Source organism: Wolbachia endosymbiont (group A) of Epagoge grotiana, from assembly GCF_947251775.1.
Classification (GTDB): domain Bacteria; phylum Pseudomonadota; class Alphaproteobacteria; order Rickettsiales; family Anaplasmataceae; genus Wolbachia; species Wolbachia pipientis.
In genome coordinates this window covers 1638691-1650717 of sequence record NZ_OX366387.1, presented here as the reverse complement: position 1 = coordinate 1650717, position 12027 = coordinate 1638691, and the positions used below count along the sequence as shown (strand labels likewise).

Genomic DNA, 12027 nt, shown 5'->3' with positions numbered 1-12027 from the left:
ACCAATGATCATTAACAGAGTACAACTCGCATGAAATGCTTTCATTGCTTTTTATACACGGACTTTTTAACTTACGCTGTTTACTTAGGGAACACCCCGATAACATAAACACAGCTAAAACAAAAAATAATAGCTTTTTAAACATAACAAAACCTTTTCATTTATATTACTACACTCATTTCTCTTGTTTGTAAAGATTAGGCATATTCTTTTACCCTTACCTCTTTTTTGACCTTTTGAAAAGAAATAGTTGCACTATTCAAGCGCAGTTTTATATAATTGTCCACGATTTGAGTCACTTCCTCTTCTTTATCCTTTAGAAAGTGATTAGTATCATCTATTATATGGTATTTCATGTGATCACTTCTTACTGAATTTATCAACCTTTTTGCTAATTCTGTTACATCGCTTTCTTCTGAGATTGTATCATTACTGCTTTGTATTATAAGCCCAGAAACTGGACAGGGAGAAAGAAAAGAAAAATCGTACTTAGTTACCGGAAGAGAAAGAGCAATAAAACCCACTATCTCAGGGCGGCGCATTGTTAGCTGCATAGCCACCCATGCTCCAAAAGAAAAACCAGCGATCCAAATTGAAACATTGCTAAGATTATGTTCCTGAAGCCAATCAATGGCTACCGCAGCGTCAGTTAATTCTCCTATACCCTTATCAAAAGTTCCGGTAGATTTTCCCACACCACGAAAGTTAATCTTCAATGCAGAAAAATTGTTATCGATAAAAGACGTATATGTACTATGTACAATTTTACTATCCATATTACCACCATATTGAGGATGATGATGTAAAACCAGCACAACCGGCGCGTTGGCATCTTTGCTTTGGTGGTATTCACCTTCTATCTTTCTTGTTGCATTATTCAAAAAAACTTCAACCATGGTAACCCCTAATAAGAACCCGCTTGACAGGTATTAATGACGTGAGTTATTAATTATGTATTAATTTCGCTGTTTTTGCAATAAATTTTTTATCGTGTTAAAGCTAACGTACATAGTTATGGCTATAGTTGATGGTAAACTTATTTAAGTGACAGATGAGTCCATTCTCTTTAGAAAATAGTGGTTGCGTATATGCTGATTACAATGCAACTGCTCCAATTAGTGAAAATGTAAAAAAAAGTATATTTGAGGTCTTGTTAAAACAAACGCTCAATCCATCATCACTACATAAAAGAGGACAAGAAGCGAGGAAGATTCTTCAGGATGCAAGAGATAACGTACGTGGTGCTATTGGCGTCTCAAGTGATAAAGAAATAGTTTTTACGTCTGGTGCAACTGAAGCGAATAACCTTGTTATGAGAGGAATAGCAGGCTACCTGCATATAATTTCAGCTATAGAGCATCCTTCAATTCTTAATTCTGCATGTAATCCATATATAATACCTGTTAATCAGGAGGGCATTGTTGACTTTTTAGAGCTAGAAAAAATTCTAAGCGAACTTAAAGGAAACAAAGCAATAGTTTCAGTTATGATGGCAAATAACGAAACCGGAGTTATTCAACCTATTGAGGAAATAGCTAAAATAGTACACAAGTTTGGAGCAATTTGCCACACTGACACTGCTCAAAGTGTTGGGAAAATTAAAGTTAATATGGAAGATTTAGGAGTGGATTTACTCACTTTATCCGCCCATAAATTTGGCGGTGTAGCAGGCAGTGGAGTTTTAATATTCAATAAAGAACTTGCGATAGAACCTATTATAATAGGTGGTGGACAAGAGAAGGGATTTCGTGGTGGTACGGAAAATATTGTTGCGATTGCAGGCCTTTCTGCTGCACTGCAAAATATTCCAGACCTTCTATCAAAAATGGATGAAGTAAAGGAGCTACGTGATCAATTAGAGTGTGAATTATTAAATCTTGCCAGTGACATAAGAATCTTCGGTAAAAACTCTAAGAGGCTGCCAAACACAAGTTTTATTTATATGCCAGGAGTAAAGAGTGATGTGCAGCTTATGCATTTTGACTTGAATCATATTGCAGTTAGTAATGGCTCCGCATGTTCTTCTGGAAAAGTTGAGCCTTCCCATGTTTTGCTTGCAATGGGGGCAACAAAAGAGCAAGCAGAGTGTTCAATTAGAATCAGTATAGGTCCAGAAACTAAACCACAAGACATAAAAAAAATAGTGGATTGTTGGTATAATATCTACAAGCAGAACTCCTTGGTATAGATAATACGTGATATCATGCAGGGAGCTATAAATTAGATGTAAAAAATTCCTTTACAAGTTTCGCCAGCTCCCTTATCATAACCATACGCGTCAAGTTAAGAGATTGTGAGCAAATTTAGAGAGGTTAAAGTGGATACTCTAGCCCTTCTACGTTTGTCTTTTAATGAAAATCGCGACCAAGTTATAGTGAGTTTTTTAAGAAATGCTTTTAAACTATTAATTTTGGTTAATACTAAAAATAACTCTCTAACCCGCCTTTTTAGCTCAATAAATGCCTTTGTTAAGCTAAGTTCTGTATTCTTTTTCACTTCTGTGCAACCAACTATGCCGTGAAATATAAGAATTGCGCACAATTTAGCATATAGTTCACATAATACTCTGCATGGCTTTCCTTTTAGCTTATCAAGCCTGATATGGCTTTTATACAATTTAAATAATAACTCAATTTGCCACCTTACTCTGTAAATCGTTAATACTTGCTCAGCACTAATTTTATTTTCTGGAACATTAGTTATAAATATTGACCAGTTCAACAATTTTTGATTTCTTTTAGAGGATGTATATCCCTGCGATCTTGCTAATCTATTAGCTTTCCTTCTTCTGGCCATAGACTGTTCTTCAGTTAGTTTCTGACATATAATTCTTACTCTAATTTTTGCTTCTTTTCCTAACAATACCTCGTTTTCTAAAAATAACTTATCCTCTAAACATTCTAATAACTCCATTTTTTGATTTGTTTCTACATCATATATGTTGGTATCGGATTTATAACGACTTATGAAATAAGCTCCTATTTCATTGATTTGTTTAAAAGAACTTGGCACAAAATAACCGAGATCAGATATTAGCAAATCATTGCTTAATATATTACTTAAATGTTTCCTATATCCCTGGTCTGATCTTACCCCCTCCGTTAAATTAAGTTGGTCTATTATCTGATTCATGTAGTCGAAAACTAATTGTAACTTTATTCCAGACTTAGTATTGCTTTCATAGCCACTGTAGCTAGTACCATAACCTTTATACATCTCTTCCATACTGTTAGGTAGAGTAATATAGCTACTGTCCAATAATTTAACACTATTAAATTGCTGTAAGATTTTGCAATCAACTTGCAAGATATTTTTAAAGAGAATCACAGATTCATTATACATCCTTTTCATAAATTCCACTGCTTCTTCAGTAAATCTAAAATCCAAACCTTGTTTTGTTATATCTATCGAGTCCTCGTTTAGTAATTGACACATTGTTTCTACGCTACAATTATCAACTCCTATATTACCCAAGACCATGGCTTTTACGAATGATGAACCTTTTAGCTTTCTCTTTCTTTTTATAAACCTTGTTGTAATTGAGATTTTCTCTGCTTTTTCATTAAAAATTTCTTTGAGCTTTTTTGATAAGCAAGTTATTTTATTCATTGGTTCTCTCACTAAAAGTATATCTGGGAGAACTTATACCTTATTATTCTATCTCTTTCATACCTTTATTTCCTTAACTTGACGCGTATGGCAGTTTCAACAAGCAGCATGAGCAACTTTAGCGTCTGCACCACCTGGACAAAAGTGGGCAATAAATTCTATTTACTCGATGTATATCGCGCAAAGCTTGAGTATCCAAAGCTTAAAGAGCAAGTTCTGTCACTAGCTGCAAGATGGACACCGCACGCAATTTTAATCGAAGCAAAAACAAGTGGTCAGCAATTGGTGCAAGAGCTAAAGACAAACAGTGATTTACCAATTATCGAAATAGTACCACATGATGACAAACTCACTCGATTTTATCAAATTGTTCCGATTATAGAGTCTGGCAAGGTTTTTCTGCCGCACCAAGCAGTATGGCTGAACGATTTTGAGTATGAGATTTTAATGTTTCCTGAAACTCGACACGATGATCAAGTGGATAGTACCGTGCAATATTTGCAGTGGGTGAGAGATAGTAGCTCTAGGGTCGCAGCTTTACGGGCATTGTGATTTAAGCCTACCAGATCCAAGTAGTCAGCTACTTGCATGACACCCTGACAACCGTCATCCCGCTACGTGTTAGCGCTTACTATTACCCACAAATATAAATGTTTGTTGCATAGCTCTTAATGGCATAACTTTTGCTTGAAATAACTGTTTATATGGTGCAATTTACAGCTTTTAGTTGCTAAAATTATAACTCTTAGTTTAATAATTTTAATCTAATAAGCTTTCAGGTTAATAAAATTAAATTATTTGAGTAAATACAATACTATGTTTTTATTTGTGGGTAATAGTAAGGTGTTAGCGGGATCTAGAGATACCGCGAATGAATCGCGGTATGACGTAGAAGGATGATATCATCCCAGTGCTTGACACTGGGATCCAGTTTTCCATATAATCTCATCGAAAATGTTGTAACCACTTTCTATGCTAGTTTGCTTGCTCACAAGCAAACTTTCCTGGATCCAAGTAGTCAAGGCACTGGGATGACAAAGAAATAGGCACTGGGATGACAGGAGAAGGAGGCTACTTTCATGACACCATTCTTTTTTCTGGATCCAAGTAGTCAAGGCACTGGGATGACACCCTTTTGGATGGAAAGCTACTTGCATGACATCATCATAAAGTAAACCAGTGTCAGCTACTCGGATGACACCCTCTTGGATGGAGACCAGTGTCAGCTACTTTCATGACAAGAAGAGGGTACTGGAATGACAAAGTGGAGGGTCTGCTTCTGTCATCCTATGATAGCTAAAAAGACCTGAATTCCAGCGTCACGCGCTGGAATGACATTGTAGGGTGTTATCCGAGTCCTTTTTTTCGTCATCCGAGGACCGTATGACGTCATCCAAGTAGCGTGACTACTTGGATCTAGCGCTGAATTACCAATCCGCAGAAATTGGAACATCTGCTTCGCCTGGAATCTCAAATCGCGGTTGTGACATTACTTCCCTTACAGCATTTTGAAATCCTGTATCACTAGCATTGACATTCATTGCAACGCTTGTTTTGAAATTGTCATTGCTTGTGAGTCTAGTAAATATTGCATCCTCTGATGGAATTAGCCCTCTACTGTTTAAGAACTGTTTTGCTGTTTGTTCAGTTCCAACATTATACTCTGCTTTATCTGTGCTAGCTATGGCGTCCCCCAATTTATCCACTAAAATTGATTTGTCGCCGTCTTGTGCAGGAAGTATAGCTTCCGCGAAAGCTTTCTTGTTTGCTGCATCTGTAAGGTTAGAAGCATCGATTTTAGCAAACGTAGTATCTGTAACAGTTTTAGTATAAACTTCATCAGCTGGAGCAGCTTTAATATATACCTTATTTGTAAAATCAGAAGAAGCAGTTATAGCATCCACGACCTCTTTTTCTGCAGCTTTTGTTTTAAGCTCTGTAGCTTTAACAACTTTATCAGTGAGTTTGTCTAACATAGCATTTACACCAGCATCAGTTACGTTGTCACCAGCAACATTAACTTTGGTAGTGAGATCAGAAACTTTAGCAACTTTCTCGTTTGCTGAGAGCTTATCTAACATAGCTTTCACACCAGCTTCAGTTGCATTGTCACCGTTAGCTTTAACAACTTGGTTATTTCCTCTAAGTGTGCCTAGCATAGCAGTTACACCAGCTTCAGTTGCATTGGAACCATCAGTTTTAACAAATGCAGTATTTGCAGCAGTTTTAGTATAAACACCACTATTACCAACACCTGCTGCGAGCTTTTCTACTAAAGCATTTATAAAAGCACCGTCGTCTATGAGCTCTTGTTCTGTCTTAGCATTCAATTGATCACCTAACGCCATATCACACTCTCCGTTAATTATAAAAACCATAGCATGCATGAAAAAAGTATAATTTTCGTTAATGCTAGATTTTACATAAGTTTTTTTTGAGGTTTGTCGTTTCAGAATTCTTCTCTTGCTATCCCAGTCCCCTCTCCTGTCATCCGAGTAGCTGACACTGGGATCCAGTTTTCCATATAATCTCATCGAAAATGTTGTAACCACTTTCTATACTAGTTTGCTTGCTCACAAGCAAACTTTCCTGGATCCCAGTGGGCTTTGTTGCATAGCAGCAGAAAAATTAGTGATTACTGACAAAATTCATTATAAATAGCGATTTAACTGTTGAAGAAAAAATATGCCACAAAAAATGAGGGTCAGTAACCATAGCGAATATAACAAATTTCTAGAAAAAAGAGGAAATATTTTTCATTATATCAACGAAGCCATAGAAAAGTGGTACGAGAATGGTCCAAAAATACCAGTTGGCAACAATATTTATAGCGATAAAGTTGTAATTTTGGTGCACATAATAACTTGTTTATTTAGAATAGGCCTGAGGCAAACAGTTGGGTTTATAGCAGGATACCTTGAGCAAATTGGGAAAAATTTGCAAGTTATCAGCTATTCACAATCATCAAGAAGGTTTAAGAAACTCAATATTAAGATCAATGATTGCAGAAAATAATATGGAAGATATCGAAATTGCTATAGACAGTACAGGAATTAGTATATACAACAACACTCCTGGTCATAGCAAAGAAAATAGCGAAGATAGAAAGTATCGCAGCTATGAACAGACAAGAAAATTGCATGTAATGTTGAATACAAACAGCAAAAAAGCCATAGCTGTAAAATACAGTAACGGCTGATCACTATGGAGCTTGTGATTTGCTAAAAGAAGTCGATTTTCAGTATGTCATAAAAGTACTATATGCAGATAGGGCATATGACAGAGAAAAGCTCTATAAGCTGTGTAATCAATATGGTATAAAAACGAAAATTCCTCCGAAAAACAACGCAGCAGAGCATCCAAAGTTAGACTATATGGCTGAGAGAAATGCTGCAGTCAAGCTCATAAAGTCATATGATGAAGATGGTATAAAGAAGTGGAAAAAAGAGATGAGTTATGGAAAAAGATCTTATATAGAAAGTTTTTTCTCGCGACTGAAACAAACATTCGGGTTTAGTTTTAGGAATAAATCTGAGACAAATAGAGAGAAGGAACTACTTGTTAAATGCTATTTGCTCAATAAGTTCACTGATATTGGTATGGCTAAATTTGAGATAGCTTCATAAATTTATTGTGCGTTACCTACTATCCGAAGAGCGATGCAACAAAGCCATCCCAGTGTCAAGCACTGGGATGACACCCTCCTTGGCAAACAATGTTCGTACAGCTATGTGCGTGACGCTGGCGCTGGAATCTAGAAAAAAATAGATCCAAGTAGTCAAGCTACTTGGATGATACTGACTGCTAATTTTTTATGCAAGAGATCCAATCATTCACCGTTCTTGCAAGTGATAGCACTCTCACTTCTTTTGCACCGGAGTTTAAAATTTCCTGAGAGCAAGATCTTACAGTTGCTCCGGTTGTTACCACATCATCAACTAATATCACGATTTTATTTTCGATAATTTTCTTGTTGCTTGTTTTAAAAGCCTTCTTTAAATTTTTTTCACGCTGTTTAAGTGAAAGACCAGCTTGAGGCGCAGTATGGCGAAGGCGTTTTGTTGCAAATGGCGTATAGGATAAATTGGACAACTTACTCAATTCTTTTGCAAGCAGTGCTGCTTGATTATATTTACGTTTAAACAAGCGCATTTTATGTAACGGTATAGGAATTATGATCTCTGCGTTCTGAAATGTATCCTGATTAGCTTGGTGTATCCACTTTGCATAGATTTTTACGTAATTCAAATTATCAAAAAATTTGAAATTTATAATCATGTTTCTACTATGTTGATCATAAGCAAAAACTGATCTTAATACTTTAAACGGTGGAGGATTGATGATGCACTTACCACACGTATAAATATTGTCTGAGATTACTACGCCACAAACATTGCAGTAATGCTTAGTTAGAAAATTGATTTTTTTGTTGCATTCACTACACAGATTAAGATTTTCATCAATGATACATTCGCAACTTACGCATACGCTTGGAAATATGAGATTTGTAGCTTTTTTTAGTAAGAGAAGGTTCACAACTCATTAAATATATTATAAAATAATTTATATAGTATAGCTAAAGTAACTTAAGCTTACACTCTTTCACTTTTTATTCCATTTCAATATAGTTCATGCTGCTGAAAAGCAGAACTTATAACTCAGTTTGTGGTATACCATTGACTGAAGTAGTCTTTGAATTATCCTTAGATAAAAATTGATGTTTTTCTGGCTTCTGTACTTCACTCAACTTACTTTGCACTTTGTCACAAGCCCACACAAGTGGCGTTATGATTGACGCGGCAGCCCAAATGATAGCAGCGCAAGCATAACTTACAATCTTGTTAAATACTCTAGCTACTGCATTAGCACAATCTTGCCCCATTTCTAAAAATATGTTTGAATAATTAACGAATGATTTTGTATCTGTTTTAAAACAATAGTCCCCTGTTATTTTTGACAATAACTTGACTGGAAAGTATGACAAACATGCCACTATCAAAAATAAAGGTTGCAATATTATGTTGGCTGCTAAAACAGCACCCAGTGTACACAATGAATACACTCCCTCTGCTCTGTGGCCCACGTATTCACATTTATCATTATCTTGATAATACTTGTTATAATTGTCTTTACTCTCAACTCCACAAATTACATCTTTCACAGGTCCTAGCACATTATCAACGTAACGTACAGATTTATAGAAACTATTTTCTGGAACTAGTGTGTTATCTTCTGCTTTCTTAGCAGGTACAACTCCATATTCAACGTACCTTCTAAAGTATCGATATACTGACATTCTTATCTCCAAATCATAAATATGCAACCTAGCCTAATATAATTAAGAAATAGTTTATAATAAATACGTTTTAAGATACCTGCCTGTAACACTTTCTGGAATTTTTACCACTTCTTCTGGAGTTCCAGTAGCAATCACTTCTCCGCCTTTTATTCCGCCCTCTGGTCCGATGTCTATTATATAATCTGCAGTTTTTATAACGTGCAAATTGTGCTCGATAACTATAACAGTGTTTCCCAGATCGACTAATCTATGGAGTATTTTTAGTAAGTTATTTATATCTTCAAAGTGTAATCCAGTTGTTGGCTCATCAAGAATATACAATGTTCTTCCGGTAAATCGTTTTGATAGCTCCTTGGACAGCTTTATTCGTTGTGCTTCACCCCCAGACAACGTTGTTGACGACTGTCCGAGTTTTATATAGCCAAGCCCCACTTCCTGCAAAGAAATCAACTTTTCTTTTACCATTGGAAGGTTTTCAAAAAAATCACAAGCTTGATCTATCGTCATATCAAGGACATCAGAGATTGATTTTTCTTTATAAGTAACTTCCAATGTTTCCCGATTATACCTTCGCCCTTTACATTGCTCACACTTCACATAAACGTCCGGTAGAAAATGCATCTCTATCTTTAAGTGCCCATCACCTTTACAAGCCTCACACCTTCCCCCTCTGGTATTAAATGAAAACCGGCCTATATTATATCCCCTTGCTTTTGACTCCGAAAGACCTGCAAACCAATTTCTTATATGAGTGAACATACCAACATATGTTGCTGGATTTGACGCAGGAGTTCTACCAATTGGCGACTGATCAACTTCTATAACTTTATCTATATATTCAAGGCCTTCTATTCTATCACACTGACCATACCTTGCAGACGAATGATGTATCTTATGTGCTGAATATTTATATAACGTTTCTATGACTAAACTTGATTTTCCCCCTCCTGATATTCCAGTAACACAAATAAGATTCCCTATAGGAAATTTAACGTTCACATTTTTTAAGTTATTTTCACATGCATTTATTACTTTTATGAACTGAGTTGCTTGCTTTCTTCTCCTTGGAATTAAAATTTTTTTCTCTCCACTCAAATATTGCCCTGTTATGCTCCCCGAATTTCTTTGCACCTGGTCTGGTGTTCCTTCTGCAACAACTTTTCCACCATTTACGCCAGCTCCAGGACCAATATCAATCGCATAATCAGCAGCCATTATTGTATCTTCATCATGCTCAACAACGATTACAGTGTTACCCATGTCTCTTAAGTTTTTTAGTGTGGCAATTAACCGATCATTATCACATTGATGAAGGCCTATCGAGGGTTCATCAAGCACGTACAGCACTCCTGTTAAACCAGAGCCAATTTGTGAAGCAAGTCTGATCCTCTGACTCTCACCGCCAGAGAGAGTGCTAGATTCTCGATCAAGCGTTAGGTAATTCAACCCTACATTCTTTAAAAATGCTAGCCTCTTGATTATTTCATTTAATATTTTACTTGAGATTTGCTTCTGTTGTTCTGTGAGCTTGTCTGGCAAATTTTCAAACCATTTAAGGGATTCATCGATGCTGAGCCCTGATATTTCACCTATATGTTTGCTATCAATTTTTACTGTAAGCGCTTCTTTTCTCAATCTATAGCCAGTGCATTCTCTGCAGTGAGTAACAGAGCAATATCGCTCAACAAGCGTTTCATCATAATCCATCTGGTTTTCTAAGATACTGACCAAACCTTGAAATTTACCGAAGCCAAAGAGTATCATATCTTTTACTTCTTGATCTATGTTCTTCCACGGAACATCAAGGCTAAATTTACAATTTTCAGCCAGTGATAGAATTGCACTTTTTAAAAATCCATAACCTGTGTGCACTTGACGGAACATTGATCCCACTGGCTTTAAAGCGCCTTCAGATATTGAAAGAGTTTCATCTGGCACTATCAGCTTCACATCAATAGCCAGCTTTTTACCAAGCCCATTACACGAACCACATGCACCGTAAGGGCTGTTAAAAGAAAATAATCTTGGTTCTATTTCCTCAAGAGTGAAACCAGACTCGGGGCATGCAAAATTCTCTGAAAAAGTCAGAATTTGACCATTTTTATACTCGGAATTATGGTTGTCAGGTAGGTTTACTATTTCTACATACATTAGACCATTACCAAGTTTTAGTGCGGATTCTATACTACTTGGCAGTCGATTTCCTATATCGCCCAATATTGATATTCTATCTGCAACCACAAAAATGTCGTGTTTCTTGTTCTTATCGAATTTAGGCAAGTCATCTACATTGTACACTTCACCATCTATTTTGAACCTTACGTAACCTTGTCTTTTAATTTCCAATATCTCTTTAAGATGTTCTCCCTTTCTACCACGCACAACAGGGGCAAGTATATATATCTTAGTTTCTAAAGGTAACGCAATTATAGTATCTACAATTTGAGACACCGTTTGTTTTGTTATTGGTAATCCAGTTGCAGGTGAATAAGGAACTCCTATTCGTGCATATACTAAGCGCAAGTAATCGTAAATTTCGGTAACAGTTCCAACTGTTGACCTTGGATTTTTTGAGATCGATTTCTGGTTGATAGATATTGCAGGAGAGAGACCTGTAATCGACTCAACATCTGGTTTATCCTGAATGTTGAGAAATTGACGCGCGTAAGCTGACAGGCTTTCAACGTACCGGCGTTGGCCTTCTGCATAAATCGTATCAAATGCAAGGCTAGACTTGCCAGAACCACTTAGCCCAGTTATAACAACTAGCTTATTTTTCGGTATATTGACGTCTACACCTTGCAGATTATGTTCCCTTGCGCCCTTAACTCTGATAAAATCGTCCATATTATACCATATAGCGTATTAACCATTATAGCCTCAAAATACGTGAATTTATAGTGATATATTGATTTTTTCAACTGTTACGGAAAATTAAGCAGCGTTTGATAAATCGTCATTCCGCTACTTGTTAGCGGCTGAGATACCGCGACGGTATGACGGTTAAGTAGGCCAGTGCCCCTATGATGTCATCCCAGTGTCAAGCACATAGCTGTACGAACGTTGTAGTTTAGGAGCAATTCCCACCAGTGGGCCAGTGCCCAGACACTGGTTCTATG

7 protein-coding genes and 2 pseudogenes are annotated in these 12027 nt (G+C 36.5%); 3 read left to right on the top strand and 6 right to left on the bottom strand.

Annotated elements, in window-relative coordinates:
- Window positions 1–197 precede the first annotated feature (197 nt).
- Window positions 198–896 carry an alpha/beta hydrolase gene (locus tag OPR50_RS07810; protein ID WP_264339473.1) on the bottom strand — a complete coding sequence of 233 codons (699 nt, stop codon included), beginning with the start codon at window positions 894–896 and terminating at the stop codon, window positions 198–200.
- 155 nt (window positions 897–1051) lie between these two features.
- On the opposite strand from OPR50_RS07810, the gene OPR50_RS07805 reads away from it, so the two are divergent.
- Window positions 1052–2188, top strand: coding sequence for a cysteine desulfurase family protein (locus OPR50_RS07805; protein WP_264339472.1), 1137 nt, complete (start codon window positions 1052–1054; stop codon window positions 2186–2188).
- Between the two features lie 95 nt (window positions 2189–2283).
- On the opposite strand, the gene OPR50_RS07800 is transcribed toward OPR50_RS07805, so the two are convergent.
- Window positions 2284–3609 carry an IS4 family transposase gene (locus OPR50_RS07800; protein WP_265023871.1) on the bottom strand — a complete coding sequence of 442 codons (1326 nt, stop codon included), beginning with the start codon at window positions 3607–3609 and terminating at the stop codon, window positions 2284–2286.
- Between the two features lie 90 nt (window positions 3610–3699).
- Here OPR50_RS07800 and terL point away from each other — a divergent pair.
- A pseudogene (gene terL, locus OPR50_RS07795) lies at window positions 3700–4161 on the top strand (phage terminase large subunit); the annotation flags it as partial.
- Between the two features lie 875 nt (window positions 4162–5036).
- Here terL and OPR50_RS07790 read toward each other — a convergent pair.
- Window positions 5037–5987: a hypothetical protein gene (locus tag OPR50_RS07790; protein WP_265024041.1), complete on the bottom strand. Its 951-nt coding sequence runs from the start codon at window positions 5985–5987 to the stop codon at window positions 5037–5039.
- A gap of 307 nt (window positions 5988–6294) precedes the next feature.
- Here OPR50_RS07790 and OPR50_RS08995 point away from each other — a divergent pair.
- A pseudogene (locus OPR50_RS08995) lies at window positions 6295–7235 on the top strand (IS5 family transposase).
- A gap of 178 nt (window positions 7236–7413) precedes the next feature.
- Here the strand turns inward: OPR50_RS08995 and OPR50_RS07770 are convergent.
- The 3 genes from OPR50_RS07770 to uvrA form a co-directional block, all read right to left on the bottom strand.
- A complete protein-coding gene (locus tag OPR50_RS07770) occupies window positions 7414–8145 on the bottom strand; it encodes a ComF family protein (RefSeq protein WP_265024040.1) in 732 nt (243 codons plus the stop codon).
- A gap of 115 nt (window positions 8146–8260) precedes the next feature.
- Window positions 8261–8905 (bottom strand): hypothetical protein, encoded by a 645-nt coding sequence (locus OPR50_RS07765; RefSeq protein WP_174515954.1) that lies wholly within the window; start codon window positions 8903–8905, stop codon window positions 8261–8263.
- Between the two features lie 54 nt (window positions 8906–8959).
- Window positions 8960–11755, bottom strand: a complete 2796-nt coding sequence (gene uvrA, locus OPR50_RS07760) for an excinuclease ABC subunit UvrA (RefSeq protein ID WP_265024039.1) — start codon at window positions 11753–11755, stop codon at window positions 8960–8962.
- Window positions 11756–12027: the final 272 nt, after the last annotated feature.

What these genes read in the sequence shown, in the direction of transcription:
- OPR50_RS07810 (WP_264339473.1), bottom strand. Translation starts at nt 896, where the DNA reads ATGGTTGAAGTTTTTTTGAATAATGCAACAAGAAAGATAGAAGGTGAA.
- OPR50_RS07805 (WP_264339472.1), top strand. Translation starts at nt 1,052, where the DNA reads ATGAGTCCATTCTCTTTAGAAAATAGTGGTTGCGTATATGCTGATTAC.
- OPR50_RS07800 (WP_265023871.1), bottom strand. Translation starts at nt 3,609, where the DNA reads ATGAATAAAATAACTTGCTTATCAAAAAAGCTCAAAGAAATTTTTAAT.
- OPR50_RS07790 (WP_265024041.1), bottom strand. Translation starts at nt 5,987, where the DNA reads ATGGTTTTTATAATTAACGGAGAGTGTGATATGGCGTTAGGTGATCAA.
- OPR50_RS07765 (WP_174515954.1), bottom strand. Translation starts at nt 8,905, where the DNA reads ATGTCAGTATATCGATACTTTAGAAGGTACGTTGAATATGGAGTTGTA.
- uvrA (WP_265024039.1), bottom strand. Translation starts at nt 11,755, where the DNA reads ATGGACGATTTTATCAGAGTTAAGGGCGCAAGGGAACATAATCTGCAA.